The 15,770-nt window shown below is 41.3% G+C and carries 13 protein-coding genes and 1 tRNA gene; 13 read left to right on the top strand and 1 reads right to left on the bottom strand.

Annotation, left to right across the window (positions count from 1 at the left end; translation table 11 throughout):
• Positions 1 to 188 precede the first annotated feature (188 nt).
• The 10 genes from trmJ to AN392_RS17855 all read left to right on the top strand — a co-directional run bounded on the left by trmJ (position 189) and on the right by AN392_RS17855 (position 10,161).
• Positions 189 to 914: a tRNA (cytosine(32)/uridine(32)-2'-O)-methyltransferase TrmJ gene (gene trmJ / locus AN392_RS17900; RefSeq protein ID WP_055013457.1), complete on the top strand. Its 726-nt coding sequence runs from the start codon at positions 189 to 191 to the stop codon at positions 912 to 914.
• 202 nt (positions 915 to 1,116) lie between these two features.
• On the top strand, positions 1,117 to 1,608 hold the full coding sequence (gene iscR, locus AN392_RS17895; protein WP_008113921.1) for a Fe-S cluster assembly transcriptional regulator IscR: 492 nt from the start codon (positions 1,117 to 1,119) through the stop codon (positions 1,606 to 1,608).
• A gap of 24 nt (positions 1,609 to 1,632) precedes the next feature.
• The gene (locus AN392_RS17890) at positions 1,633 to 2,850 is read left to right on the top strand and encodes an IscS subfamily cysteine desulfurase (RefSeq protein WP_008113922.1); all 1,218 of its coding nucleotides are present in this window, start codon (positions 1,633 to 1,635) and stop codon (positions 2,848 to 2,850) included.
• A gap of 40 nt (positions 2,851 to 2,890) precedes the next feature.
• Positions 2,891 to 3,274, top strand: a complete 384-nt coding sequence (gene iscU, locus AN392_RS17885) for a Fe-S cluster assembly scaffold IscU (protein ID WP_054202356.1) — start codon at positions 2,891 to 2,893, stop codon at positions 3,272 to 3,274.
• 9 nt (positions 3,275 to 3,283) lie between these two features.
• A complete protein-coding gene (gene iscA / locus AN392_RS17880) occupies positions 3,284 to 3,607 on the top strand; it encodes an iron-sulfur cluster assembly protein IscA (protein ID WP_008113924.1) in 324 nt (107 codons plus the stop codon).
• A gap of 68 nt (positions 3,608 to 3,675) precedes the next feature.
• Entirely contained in the window at positions 3,676 to 4,203 is a 528-nt protein-coding gene (hscB, locus tag AN392_RS17875; RefSeq protein WP_055013456.1) for a co-chaperone HscB, read from the top strand.
• Positions 4,204 to 4,245: 42 nt separating this feature from the next.
• A complete protein-coding gene (hscA, locus tag AN392_RS17870; RefSeq protein ID WP_055013455.1) occupies positions 4,246 to 6,108 on the top strand; it encodes a Fe-S protein assembly chaperone HscA in 1,863 nt (620 codons plus the stop codon).
• Positions 6,109 to 6,119: 11 nt separating this feature from the next.
• A complete protein-coding gene (fdx, locus tag AN392_RS17865) occupies positions 6,120 to 6,458 on the top strand; it encodes an ISC system 2Fe-2S type ferredoxin (protein WP_008113929.1) in 339 nt (112 codons plus the stop codon).
• A gap of 261 nt (positions 6,459 to 6,719) precedes the next feature.
• Positions 6,720 to 8,147 (top strand): NAD-dependent succinate-semialdehyde dehydrogenase, encoded by a 1,428-nt coding sequence (locus tag AN392_RS17860; protein WP_055013454.1) that lies wholly within the window; start codon positions 6,720 to 6,722, stop codon positions 8,145 to 8,147.
• Positions 8,148 to 8,619: 472 nt separating this feature from the next.
• Complete coding sequence (locus tag AN392_RS17855) at positions 8,620 to 10,161, top strand: PAS domain-containing methyl-accepting chemotaxis protein (protein WP_055013453.1); 1,542 nt, start codon at positions 8,620 to 8,622, stop codon at positions 10,159 to 10,161.
• Positions 10,162 to 10,492: 331 nt separating this feature from the next.
• On the opposite strand, the gene AN392_RS17850 is transcribed toward AN392_RS17855, so the two are convergent.
• Positions 10,493 to 10,568, bottom strand: a tRNA-His gene (locus tag AN392_RS17850).
• 317 nt (positions 10,569 to 10,885) lie between these two features.
• Between AN392_RS17850 and AN392_RS17845 the strand changes: the two genes are divergently transcribed.
• The 3 genes from AN392_RS17845 to AN392_RS17835 all read left to right on the top strand — a co-directional run bounded on the left by AN392_RS17845 (position 10,886) and on the right by AN392_RS17835 (position 15,373).
• Positions 10,886 to 11,704 carry a mechanosensitive ion channel family protein gene (locus AN392_RS17845; RefSeq protein ID WP_055013452.1) on the top strand — a complete coding sequence of 273 codons (819 nt, stop codon included), beginning with the start codon at positions 10,886 to 10,888 and terminating at the stop codon, positions 11,702 to 11,704.
• 96 nt (positions 11,705 to 11,800) lie between these two features.
• Complete coding sequence (locus tag AN392_RS17840; protein WP_055013451.1) at positions 11,801 to 12,583, top strand: YdiY family protein; 783 nt, start codon at positions 11,801 to 11,803, stop codon at positions 12,581 to 12,583.
• 123 nt (positions 12,584 to 12,706) lie between these two features.
• A complete protein-coding gene (locus AN392_RS17835) occupies positions 12,707 to 15,373 on the top strand; it encodes an SLBB domain-containing protein (protein ID WP_055013458.1) in 2,667 nt (888 codons plus the stop codon).
• Positions 15,374 to 15,770 lie beyond the last annotated feature (397 nt).

Genomic DNA, 15,770 nt, shown 5'->3' with positions numbered 1-15,770 from the left:
ACCGCTGACCGCTGACCGCTGACCGCTGACCGCTGACCGCTGACCGCTGACCGCTGACCGCTGACCGCTGACCGCTGACCGCTGACCGCGAACTGATCTTTAAGATCTCGACTATTGAATATAGGATCTCAGCGCGTTTTCATGCTAGAATTTGCGCAATTTTTTTGTACTCGATAAGTAGCACTGTAATGATCTTAGATGATATCCGCATCGTTTTAGTTAACACCTCACATTCTGGCAATATTGGTTCTGCGGCACGTGCCATGAAAACCATGGGATTATCAAAGTTATACCTTGTAGATCCTGCCTGTGAAATAGATAGCCATGCCAGCGCACTGGCTGCAGGTGCTACAGATGTACTTGGTAATGCTGTTGTTGTTGATACGGTTGCCGATGCCATTGCTGATTGTGCATTAACTATTGGTACTAGCGCTCGCTCGCGTACATTGTCGTGGCCTATGGTTGAGCCGCGTGAATGTGGTGAAAAGCTTGTTGGCGGAGCTGTAAATGGCCCTGTAGCACTTGTATTTGGTCGTGAAAACAGTGGCTTAACAAACGAAGAATTACAACTGTGTAATTACCATGTATGTATTCCTGCTAACCCAGAATACAGCTCGCTAAATTTAGCCATGGCAGTACAAACCTTATGCTATGAAACGCGTATGGCGTTTTTAAATCAACAGCCTAAAGCGGAACAACAAGAAGACGACACCCTATATCCATCGTCTAAACAAACAGAGCTGTTTTACGAACACCTTGAAGAGACCTTGTTTAAAACAGGCTTCATCATTAAGCAGCACCCAGGCATGGTAATGACTAAGCTACGTCGCTTGTTTAATCGTGCTCGCCCTGAAGATGCTGAAATGAATATATTACGAGGTATTCTTACCTCAATTAATAAGTCTATAAAATAGCAATTAGTTATAAATAGCGCCCTTTATTACTCCACTAATACTTGACTAAATTACTCAGGTAATTACAATAGACCCAATACTTGACCAAAACAGTCGGGTATTACAAGTTTATCGGTGGCCGTTTGAGGCTAGCCAATCAGGATAATACTTGACTAATCTACTCTGGTAATTAAAATTTGCACTCTTTTGTGCGGGGGGCGTTATGAAGTTAACATCAAAAGGCAGATATGCCGTTACAGCCATGCTGGATGTTGCACTACATGCAAATATAGGCCCTGTAGCGCTTGCAGATATTTCGCAGCGCCAAGAAATTTCTTTGTCTTATCTTGAGCAGTTATTTGCCCGTTTACGTAAAAATGGGCTAGTGAGTTCTGTTCGAGGTCCTGGTGGGGGCTATTTACTAGGACGTGAGGCGGATGTAATTTCAGTTGGCGATGTTATCAATGCGGTAGATGAATCTGTTGACGCTACTCGGTGTCAGCGAAGCAATACTGGTTGTCAAAGTGGCATGCGTTGTTTAACCCATACATTGTGGTCAGACTTAAGCGCACGAATTGAAGAATTTTTAAATAATATTACCTTAGCTGAATTGGTTGAAAAGTCGGACGTTAAAGCGGTCGCTCTTCGCCAAGAAAACAGCGTTAATGATGCAATTAAGCAGTTGGAAAATATTCAAGTAAGCTGTCAACTTTAAGGTTGACCTTCAGCGGAGAGAGAAATGAAGTTACCGATTTATTTAGATTACGCAGCAACTACGCCCGTTGACGAACGAGTTGCCAAAGAAATGATGCAGTGCCTGACTATGGACGGTAATTTTGGTAATCCAGCATCGCGTTCACACCGTTTTGGTTGGCAAGCTGAAGAAGTCGTTGACCAAGCACGTACGGACATTGCCGATTTAATTAATGCAGACCCACGTGAAATTGTATTCACATCGGGTGCAACAGAATCAAATAACCTTGCTATTAAAGGTGCGGCTCAGTTTTACAAGAAAAAAGGTAAGCATGTTATTACCGCTAAAACTGAACACAAAGCAGTTATCGACACATGTCGTGAGCTTGAGCGTCAAGGGTTTGAAGTAACTTATATGGACGTTGAAGAAAACGGCCTACTTGATCTGCAAAAATTAGCAGATACGATGCGTGACGACACTGTGCTTGTAAGTATTATGCATGTAAATAACGAACTAGGTGTAATCCAAGACATCAACACTATTGGTGAAATGTGTCGCGAACGTAAAATTATGTTCCACGTGGATGCTGCACAAAGCGCAGGTAAAGTTTTAATCGATGTGCAACAAACCAAAGTAGATTTCATGTCATTCTCGGCGCACAAAGTATACGGCCCTAAAGGCGTAGGTGCTTTGTATGTTCGCCGTAAACCACGTGCACGTTTAGAAGCACAAATGCACGGTGGCGGCCATGAACGTGGTATGCGTTCTGGTACATTAGCGACCCATCAGTTAGTAGGTATGGGCGCAGCATTTAGAATTGCAAAACAAGATTTTGAAAAAGATCACGCACACATCAGTGCGTTACGTAAACGCCTAATCGACGGCATTTTAACAGATATGGACGAAGTGTACTTTAACGGCACACAAGACCAATCAGTACCTGGTATTGTTAATATCAGCTTTAACTTTGTTGAAGGTGAGTCGTTACTAATGGCCGTTAAAGATATTGCGGTATCGTCAGGTTCAGCCTGTACATCTGCAAGTTTAGAACCTTCTTACGTATTACGTGCATTAGGCCGCAACGACGAATTAGCACATAGTTCAATTCGTTTTAGTATTGGCCGTTTTACCACAGAAGAAGAGATTGATTACACCGTTGAGCTAATGAAAAACTCGATTGGCCGTTTACGTGAAATGTCTCCTCTTTGGGAAATGCACCAAGAAGGTGTTGATTTAGATTCAGTTGAATGGGCGCACCACTAATTAGTGGAGCCCATACCTAGCAGGTAGTGAGGATAGAATTATGGCTTACAGTGATAAAGTAATCGACCACGTAGAAAACCCACGTAACGTAGGTGCTCTAGATAAAAACGATCCGTCAGTGGCAACGGGTATGGTAGGCGCACCAGCATGTGGTGACGTAATGAAATTGCAAATTAAAGTGTCTGCAGAAGGCGTGATTGAAGATGCAAAATTCAAAACGTACGGCTGTGGTAGTGCAATTGCTTCATCTTCACTGGTAACAGAGTGGGTTAAAGGCAAAACACTAGACGAAGCGTCTACTATCAAAAATACCGATATCAGCGCAGAGCTAGAATTACCACCAGTGAAAATTCACTGTTCAATTTTAGCAGAAGATGCAATTCAAGCAGCAATTGCAGATTACAAAAGCAAACATACAAACTAAGAGATATTCATGGCAGTGACATTGACAGATGCGGCAGCAAACCGCGTACAATCATTTTTAGCAAACCGTGGTAAAGGCATAGGCCTGCGAGTTGGCATTAAAACGACGGGCTGTTCAGGTCTTGCTTATGTATTAGAGTTTGTTGATGAGCTAAACGATGACGATGAAACATTTGCGGCCAAAGGCGTTACCTTAATTGTCGACGCTAAAAGCTTAGTTTATATCGACGGCACTGAGCTCGACTACACTAAAGAAGGCTTAAATGAAGGGTTTAAATTTAACAACCCTAATCAAGCTGATGAGTGTGGTTGTGGCGAAAGCTTTACCGTTTAAGCTCAAACTTGTTTTGATATAACTAAGCCCTGCCAATTAATGTAGGGCTTTGTCATTTGTGAGAAGTTATGCGTTATTTTGAGTTATTTGCAATTCCCGTTGACTACAATATTGATTTAGCAACGATCAACAAGCACTACTTAGAACTTCAACGTGCTGTTCACCCTGATCGCCATGCTAATGCTAGCAGTCGTGATAAATTAATGGCCGTACAAAGTACTGCCGAAATTAATGATGCACTGCAAACACTTAAGCACCCCGTTAAACGTGCAGAATATATGCTGAGCGAGCTAGGCGTAGATATTCGCGCTGAGCAGCAAACATTACAAGATCCCATGTTTTTAATGCAGCAAATGGAGCTTCGAGAAGAACTTGAAGAGTTAGTGACCGCAAGCGATCCTGATTCTGCTATTGATAATTTTGAAAAACAAATAAAGCAGCTTGATCAGCAATACAGTGCGCAATTGGCAGAGCAGTTAGCAAGTAACGATGAGCAGCAATATCAACAAGCAGCAGACAGTATCCGTAAGCTAAAGTTTGTTTATAAGTTACGCGACGAACTTGAACGCATTGAAGACAGTTTATTTGACGATTAATTCACTTGCTGCAAAGCGAGCAACACGAGTTTAAAGAGCATTATGGCATTATTGCAAATTGCTGAGCCGGGGCAGAGCGCGGCACCACATGAACATAAATTAGCAATTGGAATTGACTTAGGTACCACGAATTCATTAGTGGCAACCGTACAAAGCGGCGAAGCTCGTACTATTACAGATGAATCAGGCGAAGCAATGTTGCCGTCTGTAGTGCGTTACCAAGCTGGTGGCATAACCGTGGGTGCAGACGCGATGCAAGCAGCTACACTCGATCCGGTTAATACACTTATTTCAGTTAAGCGCTTTTTAGGTAAAACCCAAGCCGAAATAGAACAAAGCTATGGCCAACTGCCTTATCAATTTTGCGATGATAACGGCGCACTTGCGATAGCAACTGAAGCCGGGGAAATCAGCCCAGTAAAAGCATCAAGCCATATTTTAGGTGCCCTAAAAGCACGTGCAGAACAAAGCTTTGGTAATCAAGATATTTTAGGCGCAGTTATTACCGTACCAGCCTATTTTGATGATGCACAACGCCAAAGCACTAAAGATGCGGCTGAACTTGCCGGCATTAATGTGCTGCGTTTATTAAACGAGCCAACCGCGGCTGCGGTTGCTTATGGCTTAGATTCAGGCCAAGAAGGCATAATTGCTGTTTATGACTTAGGTGGCGGAACATTTGATATTTCTATACTGCGCTTAAATAAAGGCGTGTTTGAAGTATTGGCCACTGGTGGCGATTCAAGCCTAGGCGGTGATGACTTTGACTCATTATTAGTTGACTACTTAAAACAAGAAACCGGTGTGACGGGCTTATCTCCTTCGGTATTACGTTTATTTATAAATAAAGCCAAAGCCTGTAAAGAAGCACTCAGCCAATACGAAAAAGTGAATGTTGGCCTTGAGTTTGACGATGAAAAATACATGGTTGAAGTAACGCGAGAGAAGTTTAACGAGCTGGCTATGCCACTGGTTAAAAAAACGCTCCGCTCATGTCGTCGTGCAGTAAAAGATGCCGGTATTGAAAACCAAGAAGTATTACAAGTGGTGATGGTTGGCGGTTCAACCCGCATGCCGTTGGTACGTACTCAAGTTGGCGAGTTTTTTGATAAACAACCACTCACTTCAATTGACCCTGATCGTGTTGTTGCTCTGGGTGCAGCATTACAAGCAGACGTATTAATTGGTAACAAGCCAGATTCAGACATGTTATTGCTGGATGTGTTACCGTTGTCGCTAGGACTTGAGACCATGGGTGGCTTGGTTGAAAAAATCATTCCACGCAATACCACTATCCCAGTTGCACGTGCGCAAGAATTTACTACGTTTAAAGATGGTCAAACGGCTATGTCGTTGCATGTATTACAAGGTGAGCGTGAACTGGTTGACGATTGTCGATCGCTGGCAAAGTTCAGCTTAAAAGGCATTCCACCTATGGCGGCGGGAGCGGCGCATATTCGCGTTACCTTTAAAGTAGACGCTGATGGTTTACTAAGCGTATCAGCCATGGAAAAATCAACCGGCGTTCAAGCAGAAATACAAGTAAAACCGTCGTTTGGTTTGTCTGACGACCAAGTTGCTAATATGCTTAAAGAGTCGATGAGTAACGCTAAAGGCGACATGCAAGCGCGTATGCTTAAAGAGCAACAAGTTGAAGCGCTTCGTGTAATAGAAGCAATGGAAGCCTCTTTAGCAGCTGATGGCGATTTACTTGAGCCTGAGCAACTAGCGGCGCTAAAAGTGGAAATAAACGAACTTGCAAAAGTACGCGAGAGTGCACAAGAGCCAAGCGAAATTAAAGCAGCCATTGAAAAAATGGACAATGCGAGTAGTGATTTTGCCGCGCGTAGAATGGATGCATCAATTAAAAAAGCCTTAACAGGCCAGTCAGTAGACAATATATAAGAGAGATTAGAATGCCACAAATTGTTTTTCTTCCCCATCCGGAGTTGTGTCCTGACGGTGCTGCAATAGAAGCGCCCGCTGGCGAAACGGTACTTGATATCGCGCTTAAAAATGGCATTAGCATTCCTCATGCCTGTGAAAAGTCATGTGCATGTACAACTTGTCACTTAGTGATCCGTGAAGGTTTTGACTCATTAGATGAAAGTGACGACCTAGAAGACGACATGCTAGATAAAGCCTGGGGTTTAGAACCAGAGTCACGTTTAGGTTGCCAAGCAATTATTAGAGATGAAGACTTAGTGGTTGAAATACCTAAGTACAATCTCAATATCGTTAATGAAGAACACTAGTTTTTAATTAACGACTATTATATTAAAAGCCGCTGTTTAACACCGCGGCTTTTTTGTTTGTATAAGTAGCAGCGGGTTTACCTCGCATCTTTTTAAAGGTTACGAGCGACGGGCTTCGAGGCGCGAGTAAATTAAAAAACCTTGTAGCGTTAACCACAAGGCTTTTTAATATATCGAAGCCCGAAGCCCGAAGCCCGAAGCCCGAAGCCCGAAGCCCGAAGCCCGAAGCTCGAGGCCAAAAACCCATTTCGGAGGTGTATTTTGAGTGATCTTATTTTTTCAGACTCGTTTATAAACGGTGAATTTTATAAAACCAGCACACGCTTTAGCGTTGATGATCCCGCCACCGAACAAAGTATTGTTGAAGTAAGCGATATTGACGAGCAAGGTGTAAATATAGCTATTAATGCGGCAAAAGGCGCGTTTGTAAAATTAAAAGCAACCAATGCAACCGAGCGAAGTGAAACTCTGATGCGCTGGTATGAGTTGGTGATTAAACATAAACAAACGCTAGCTACACTTATGACCAAAGAGCAGGGTAAGCCGCTTAAAGAATCTCTCGGTGAAATAGATTATGGCGCCGGCTTTATTAAGTGGTTTGCTGAGCAAGCTAAGCGTAGCTATGGGGATGTGATCCCTGCAACCGACAATCAGCATCGCTTAACCAGTTATAAACAACCTATTGGCGTGGTTGCCGGTATAACACCATGGAACTTTCCTGTGGCTATGGTAACTCGAAAAGTAGCCCCTGCTTATGCTGCTGGCTGTAGTTTCATTTTAAAACCTTCTGAACATACACCACTATGTGCTATTGCTTTAGCGTATTTAGCTGATCAGGCTGGCTTTGTGAAAGGCGCATTTAATGTGTTGGTATCACAAAACGCTAAAGACGTTGGTAAAATGTTGACTGACTCAGAGGTGGTACGTAAGTTTACCTTTACTGGCTCTACAGGTGTAGGTAAGCAGTTACTATCACAGTGTGCACAGACAATTAAAAAAACATCAATGGAATTAGGTGGCAATGCGCCGTTCATTATTTTTGATAATGCCGATATTGATGACGCTATTGATGGCCTAATGGCAGCTAAATTTAGAAATAGTGGCCAAGCGTGTGTAGCGGCAAATCGTATCTTCATCCAGCGCAGTATATTAAATGAAGTGCTTGAAAAAATTACACCCAAAGTCGCTGCGCTCAACGTTGCAAACGGTTTTGATGAAAATGCCGATATAGGCCCGCTTATTTATCCCAAAGCAAAAGAGAAAGTGCAACAACTGATTAAAGACGCTCTTGATAAAGGCGCTACGCTAATTGGAGATAACAGTAACTTAGGTGGCAGCTTTCAAAACCCATTAATAGTTACTAATGTCACTACACAAATGGATATTTATCATGAAGAAGTTTTTGGCCCTGTATTAACGGTGATCCCATTTGATGAAGAAAGCGAAGCCCTTGCGCTTGCTAATGACGTTCCTTATGGGTTAGCTGCGTACTTTTATAGCCAAAACATTAAACAAACCTATCGTATAAGCGAAGGGTTAGAGTTTGGCATGGTAGGTGTAAATGAGGGGGTTATATCAAACCCTGTAGCACCGTTCGGTGGGGTAAAACAATCAGGTCTTGGAAGAGAGGGGGGTCACCAAGGTTTAGATGAATACCTAGAAGAAAAATACGTGTGTATTAGGGTTTGACTCTATAAACTGTTCCGATGAGTTAACCGTTTAGCGTTTTAAGTTGCTTGAAATGGGTGTAAATGCTACCTTTCAAAAAAATGTTTAAGTAAACAAAAAGTAAAAAATTTCTATAAGTAGAAATACCCCCGTGTGTAAATGCCACCATTTTGGTGGCATTTTTTTTGCCCTTTTTAAGGAGAGGTTTTTGGATACTTCCTCCTTGTAGGTCTAAACTATTCTTAGTTAGATGCTATTCTGCTTATATCCCTTTTAAAAGTAGGCTTTTATGAAAGAGTAATTCTTTTTAATTCGCGTGAATATTTGTAACTGCATGTTTTTAAATGTATATTTTTGGTGCGTGAATGAGTAGAATAAAGTTTCAGTAGTTTCAATACTATTAACATATAGTAAAAATGTATAATTGTGTTTTATACACTTATAAATTAACATTCCGCAAATTCATCCATTAAAAAATAATGAAGCACCCACTATGAGTAGAAGAAATCAAGCAACGGTAGACCAGGAAGTTTCGTTTGGCATTGACGAAGAGTTAGTTTCTACAACAGATTTACGAGGGGTTATCACCTATGCAAATGATAGCTTTTGTAAAGTTTCAGGGTATACCATTAATGAGTTAAAAGGGAAAAACCATAACATGGTTCGCCACCCAGACATGCCACCTGCGGCATTTGGTGATATGTGGTCTAATTTAAAAAGCGATACCGCATGGCGAGGAGCTGTAAAAAATAGATGTAAAGATGGGCGTTATTACTGGGTTGATGCATTTGTTACCCCTATTTACGAAAACGGTAAAAAAGTAGGTTATCAATCAGTCCGCCAACAACTCCTTCCAGAATATAAAAACCGCGCAGAAAAGCTTTACCAACGTTTAAACAACGGCCAATCAATTGTCCCTTTAAGTGAAAAATTAGCCGCATTTAAACTTCCTCTATTTATTGGCTGTGCAGCTTTAATTGCTTGGTTAACAAGTTATATGTTCTGGTTATGTTTATTGTTTGTTCCTCTGCCTTTTGTTATTTTTTATGAAGAGTTAATTCGTTCGCAAAGCACAATCAAAAAAACCAAAGCAGGTCCAGATAGCGTATCTCGGCATATTTATTCTGGTAGCGACAGCCTCAGCTATAGTGATTTTCAGATTAAATTACTTGAGGGTAAAGTAACGACCATTGTTGGCCGTATTATTGATGGTACTTTAAGCCTGAGTAAAGGTGCTGACTCCCTTAAAACTTGTGCTGAAGCTGCGCAGGCCGGTGTTGAAAAAGAAGCGTCTGAATTACATCAAGTGTCGTCTGCCGTCGAGGAAATGGTGCATTCAATTGATGAAGTAGCAAAAAATACTTTAGTAACTAACCAACGAGTGCAACAAGCTCACCAAGACTGCGAAAGCGCAACGCAAGCGATGTCAGGCACCATGCGTGAAGTATCGTTACTCGCCAACGAGGTGGATAACTCAGCAAGTTCAGCGAGCGAGCTAGCAACAGAGGCTGAAAAAATTGGTGGCATAATGCAAGAGATACAAGGGATTGCCGATCAAACAAATTTACTTGCACTTAATGCGGCTATTGAGGCTGCGCGTGCCGGTGAACATGGCAGAGGATTCTCGGTTGTTGCTGATGAAGTGCGTGCACTTTCAAGCAGAACGCATACCGCTACAGAGCAAATTCAAGTTTCTATATCTGAAATGCAGTCTACGTTACTCAACTGGTCAAAAACAATGGAAGCTGGAAAGAATGCGGCAGAGAGCTGTGTTAAAGAAACCCGCAATAGCCAAGATATCGTTTCAAAAGTATATGCTGCAATTACTGATATTTCTGATTTAGCAACGCAAATATCAACCGCTGCGGAAGAGCAAAGTATGGTATCGCAAGAAATTAGCCGTAATATTTCAAATATTAGTAGTGCGTCTTCAGAAAACTTAGCCCAAGCGCATAGTGTAGGTACAGAGTCTGATGCGATTGAAAAACACTCTAAAGCATTAGCGTCACTAGGTCTTTCTTTTAAAGTAGGTTAACAACTTAAGTAAGGGCAGCAAATACCCAAGTGTATGAGGCGCTGAGAATATAACATGTTCTCAGCGCGCCTAAAGCGTCAAATGTGGGCAACGGGCTGTGTGGTGCGGGGAAAACCTGCTACTACTGGTATTATTTGTAATATTTATTTAGCAGTGACTTCATGTCGCATCAGGCTTTTATCAAAAGCACCAAATAACGATATAAATCAACGCTGGGGAAACCGGCGGCTACAGATAAGAGCGTATTTTTTTATTTTATGTTTGGCTTTATGAAAACTAGATATAACTAAAAAATTAACTTTGGATATTACTGAGAGGACTTAGAAAATAGTGGGGCGATTGACGGGGCTCGAACCCGCGACAACCGGAATCACAATCCGGGGCTCTACCAACTGAGCTACAACCGCCACTACATACACCTTGTTTGGTGTGGCGCGCATAATACATAATATCCCTATGCTTGTGAAGCAAAAAATCAAAAAAAATTAAACTTATTATAAGTATTCTAAATTTAAGCTTATTGGCAACGGGCAACGGGCAACGGGCAACGGGCAACGGGCAACGGGCAACGGGCAACGGGCAACGGGCAACGGGCCTAAAAACTCCACAACCGCGGCTCAACCCCCTAACCCCTTAGTAAAACGTTGTTGCAAACACCTATTAAAGATTTACAATACTACAAACAATACCGCTAAACTGCTTAATAACACTATCAGGAGTTAATATGGATTCAATACTTAATTGGCTGAATGAAAATTCAGGCTTAATTTTACACTATGGTATTCAAGCAGTTATAGCGCTTGTTATATTTTTACTCGGTGGCCGAATTGCCAAGTTTTGTGCAAATTTAACCGCTAAAGCATTCGACAAGAAAAAAGTAGATAAAGCGGTTTCATCGTTTGTATCTAGTATTGTGTATGCCATTGTGTTTGCAGCCACTATTTTAATGGCGCTGTCACAAATTGGTATCGAAACCACTTCATTCATTGCGATTTTAGGTGCCGCAGGTTTAGCGGTTGGCTTAGCACTGCAAGGGTCGTTATCTAACTTTGCATCTGGTGTGCTAATTATTTTACTACGTCCATTTAAATCAGGTGACTACGTTGAAGCTGGCGGTAAAGCCGGTACGATTAAAAAAATCGAAATATTTTCAACAGAAATGCGCACTCCTGACAACAAAGTTATTGTAATGCCGAATTCAAAAATAATGTCAGATGCGATCATTAACTACTCGCGCGAAGCAACGCGTCGCGTTGATCTTGTGATTGGTGTTGGCTACGACGCCGATTTACGTAAAGCAAAAGAAGTACTTAAATCAGTACTAGATAACGAATCACGCATTTTAAAAGATCCTGCATACAACGTATCGGTTTCTGAACTTGCCGATTCAAGCGTTAACTTTATCGTACGCCCTTGGGTTAACTCAGAAGATTACTGGCCAACATACTGGTCGTTAATGGAAAACATTAAAATAGCGTTAGACGACGCCGACATTACTATTCCATTTCCACAAATGGATGTGCATTTGCACAAGCAAGACTAATTTTTTAAAAAGTTATTAAGGTAATGCTCACGTTAGGTTTGCTAACGTGCGCGCTGCTTTAAAGAGCATGAATATTTTTTACAGGGTTATTTTTTAATGAAACTTAAGCTTTTATCAATTTTAGTAGCAGCCTCAGCTACAACCAGTGCATTTGCATCAGAAGAAGAACAAAAAACCTGGGAAGTTACCAGTGAAGTGGGCGCTATCATTACTAGCGGTAATACCGAAACAACGACCTTAAAAGGCGGTATTAAAGTATTGCATAACTTAGAAAGTTGGAATAACGAGTATAAGTTAGACGGCATCTACAAAGAAGATGAAGTAGAAAACGACGACGGTACAAAAGAAAAACAGCGTACTAACGAAAAGTACTCTATTTCAGCGCAGGGTAATTACAAATTAAACGAAAAGCACGCTCATTTATTTATTTATGGGTCGCACGTATCAGACTACTTTGGTGCATACCGAAGTGAATCAGTTATTTCAGCTGGTTATGGTTTACGTTTATTAAACGAGTCAAACATGAAGCTAAACGCTGAAGTTGGTCCGGGTTATAAGTATTTTAAATACCCAGATATTAGCGAAGAGGTTGATGAAAACGGCAACTCATTAGCGGGTGAGTACGAAGGCGAAGTGATTGCCTTAGGTAAAGTAGATTTTAGCTGGAGAATTTCAGACAACGCGCGTTTTACTCAGTTAGTATCGGTGGAATACGGTGATACCAATACTAAAACTCGCTCAGAAACCGCTCTTCTGACTAAAATTAATGGCTCACTACAAATGAAAGTGGCCTACAATATAACCAACAACTCAGACGTGGCTGATGACAAAGAAGCAACTGATACAGAGACCTCATTAACACTTGTTTACAGCTTTTAACATCAAGTAGTAAATAAATTGTAATAAAACTATGAAAGGGGCTAAAGTCCCTTTTTTATTTGCTCGTAAATAATGTATGATACCCACCAATTTTTGGTTGTAGACCTAGGGAAATACCTACTCGTGAACGTTATTAAATATTTATTAAGTACTTTTGTACTTATATGTAGCTTTAGCACATTAGCATTTGCGCCAACAGCCGCTCAACTAGAGCAGTTTCAAAAATTACCTAAGTCACAACAACAGGCTCTGGCAAAGCAGTATGGCGTGGATATTTCAAGCCTTGAAGGTGCTGGTAGCACTAATGGCAAAAATAACGAACAAGACAAGCCCACAGTAGGTGAGCGTAATACCACCGACGAACGAGCTTTTACAGATGAAGAGCGATTCAAGCCAGAAGATAAATCAGTAAAGCCATTCGGTTATGACCTATTTGCAGGCGAACCAACCACATTTATGCCTAATGAAAGCGCTCCCGTTCCTGATACGTACTTAGTAGGGCGTGGCGATCAACTATTAATTAACTTTTACGGTAAAGAAAGTGAAAGCTTTGAAGTGATTGTTGACCGTGAAGGCCGCATTAATATTCCCGATTTAAGCCCTGTACAAGTAGCGGGTTTAACCTTTGCTGAAGTTAAAGAACTAATTAAAGTAAAAGTAGAACAAGAGGTTATTGGTGTTAAAGCGTTTGTATCGCTTGGCAAACTTCGTAGTATTCGTATTTTGGTTTTAGGTGAAGCATACAAGCCAGGCAGCTATAGCGTATCATCACTAACGACAGTGTCACATGCACTATTTATTAGCGGTGGCGTATCGGATATTGCATCGCTGCGTAATATTCAAGTAAAGCGTGGTGGTAAACTTGTTGCTAATTTTGACCTATACGATTTACTTATTCGCGGTGATAGCAGCAACGATATTATTTTAAAACCGGGTGACGTGGTATTTATACCGTCGGTAGGAGAGCAAGTAACGGTTGATGGTTTAGTAAAGCGTCCTGCTATTTTTGAACTTAAAAAAGGTGAAACGGCAGAACATTTATTAAAAATGGCCGGCGGTATTAAACCTAATGCTTACGCTAAAAGCGTGGTTGTTGAGCGCTTTAATAATCAACACAAAGAAGTGCTTTCAGTTGACTTTAGTAAAAAGCAGGTTAACTACACTCCACAAGATGGCGATCGTATTCACTTTAGCGCCATTGGCGAACAATACCAAACTTCAATTAGTTTAATTGGTGCCGCAGTACGCCCGGGTAATTACCAATGGTACAAAGGTAAACGCATTTCAGATATTTTAGGCTCCGTGCGTGGTGATTTATTACCACAGGCCGATTTAAATTATGCATTAGTAGTGCGTGAAACCAACGTAAATGGTGATATTGAGATTCATCAATTCGATTTAGCAAAAGCCATTGCCAACAATACAGAGAACAACTTACAACTTAGCCCTAACGATAAAATTATTGTGTTTAGTCGTTTTGAAGAAAAAGCTTTAGAAGATATAGCGCTTGCAAATTTAGCGTTAACAAAAGAGCAGCAAGAGCAGCAACGCAAAGCAGAGCTATGGCATGAATACCAACAAAAAGAGTTTGAAAAATACGTTGGTGTAATAACTGAAGAGTCAGAGCCAGAAGAAGAAAATCCAAATTTAAGTATGGCTCAAATGCTTGAGAAAAAGCTAAAAGAACAAGAAGAAGATGCTAAAAGCTTTGCACTATTCAGCCGACATAATTTACTAAAGCCTGTAATTGCAAAGTTAGAGCAGCAGGCCGGTGTAATGCAGGCTATGCAGATTGTTGAAATTACTGGCAGTGTGATGTACCCAGGCATTTACCCGTTAATGGAAGGCGGTGAGATAAAAGACCTAATTACTGCCGCAGGCGGATTGTTAGAATCGGCTTACACACAACAAGCAGAAGTAACAAGGGTTGCCAATAACGATGTATCAAACATTGAGCATATTAAGTTTGATTTAAAAAGTGCTATGCAAGGTAAAACAGCATCTAATATTTCATTACAGAGTAAAGACAGCGTAAATATATTTGCTATACCAAATTGGCAAGAAAACCTAAAAGTAGAGCTTAAAGGTGAGCTTAAATTTCCGGGTACTTACACAATTCGCCGTGGCGAAACCCTAAGTAATTTACTTGAGCGCGCTGGTGGTTTTTCTGATTTTGCAGCCACTAACGCCGCTGTATTTACTCGCCAATCAATTAAAAAGCAAGAGCAACAACAGCTAGCGCGTTTATCTACCGAGCTTCGCCGAGATATAGCATCTAAAAGCTTCCAAAGTTCAGTAAGTAGCAACACGCTTACTTACGATGAAATGAATAAGCTTTTGAAGGACCTTGCTAACGTTGATGCCGTAGGCCGTTTAGTTATAGATTTACCGCTTATAGTTAACAATGAGCAAAACTTAGTACTGCAAGATGGTGATGTACTTTATGTACCGAGTGAACGCGACTCAATTAGTGTAATAGGTGAGGTTAATTACTCTACCTCGCATCTATATAAAGCAGGCGTAAGCGTAGACGAATACATAGATCTAAGCGGTGGCTTAAAAGAGCGCGCTGCTGATGACCGTATTTACATTATAAAAGCCAACGGCTCAGTAAAAATACCAAATACCGGCAACTGGTTTGCAGTTAATAACTCAAACCAACTTGAACCAGGCGACACCATTGTTGTCCCATTAGATGCCGGCCATATGGATAAGCTAACGCTTTGGAGCACCGCAACACAAATTCTATATCAACTAGGTGTAGCAGTAGCAGCCATAAGCGGTATTTAATATAATGTAGCGCGGGTTTATCCCGTGCAAACGTAGCAGCGACTTTATGTCGCGTCTGTTAGTGATTTTATTTACCACAGAGGGTAAAGAGAACACAGAGGAAGAGATTAAAGTTAAAGGCCTTTATCAATATAAGCTTTTCTTCTCTGTGTAGCGCGCAGCGCCTCGGTGTACTCTGTGGTTCAAAATGGTTTTGTAGACGGGGCTTTATGTCGCGTAAATGTAGCAGCAGGTTGGTGTTACGAGGGACGAGCTAAAGTTCCTAAAACCTAAAACAATAACTTGACCTAATGTTCTCGTTATTCAATTTTTGATAGCTGATAGCTGATAGCTGATAGCTGATAGCTGATAGCTGATAGCTGATAGCTGATAGCTGATAGCTGATAGCTGATAGCTG

This window comes from Pseudoalteromonas sp. P1-16-1b, assembly GCF_001401785.1.
Taxonomy (GTDB): domain Bacteria; phylum Pseudomonadota; class Gammaproteobacteria; order Enterobacterales; family Alteromonadaceae; genus Pseudoalteromonas; species Pseudoalteromonas undina.
Note: the sequence above shows the minus strand (reverse complement) of the source record. Positions and strands in the feature narration are given on the sequence as shown.

Coding starts and splice junctions, on each gene's coding strand:
- trmJ (WP_055013457.1), top strand. CDS start 189: ATGATCTTAGATGATATCCGCATCGTTTTAGTTAACACCTCACATTCT.
- iscR (WP_008113921.1), top strand. CDS start 1,117: ATGAAGTTAACATCAAAAGGCAGATATGCCGTTACAGCCATGCTGGAT.
- AN392_RS17890 (WP_008113922.1), top strand. CDS start 1,633: ATGAAGTTACCGATTTATTTAGATTACGCAGCAACTACGCCCGTTGAC.
- iscU (WP_054202356.1), top strand. CDS start 2,891: ATGGCTTACAGTGATAAAGTAATCGACCACGTAGAAAACCCACGTAAC.
- iscA (WP_008113924.1), top strand. CDS start 3,284: ATGGCAGTGACATTGACAGATGCGGCAGCAAACCGCGTACAATCATTT.
- hscB (WP_055013456.1), top strand. CDS start 3,676: ATGCGTTATTTTGAGTTATTTGCAATTCCCGTTGACTACAATATTGAT.
- hscA (WP_055013455.1), top strand. CDS start 4,246: ATGGCATTATTGCAAATTGCTGAGCCGGGGCAGAGCGCGGCACCACAT.
- fdx (WP_008113929.1), top strand. CDS start 6,120: ATGCCACAAATTGTTTTTCTTCCCCATCCGGAGTTGTGTCCTGACGGT.
- AN392_RS17855 (WP_055013453.1), top strand. CDS start 8,620: ATGAGTAGAAGAAATCAAGCAACGGTAGACCAGGAAGTTTCGTTTGGC.
- AN392_RS17845 (WP_055013452.1), top strand. CDS start 10,886: ATGGATTCAATACTTAATTGGCTGAATGAAAATTCAGGCTTAATTTTA.
- AN392_RS17840 (WP_055013451.1), top strand. CDS start 11,801: ATGAAACTTAAGCTTTTATCAATTTTAGTAGCAGCCTCAGCTACAACC.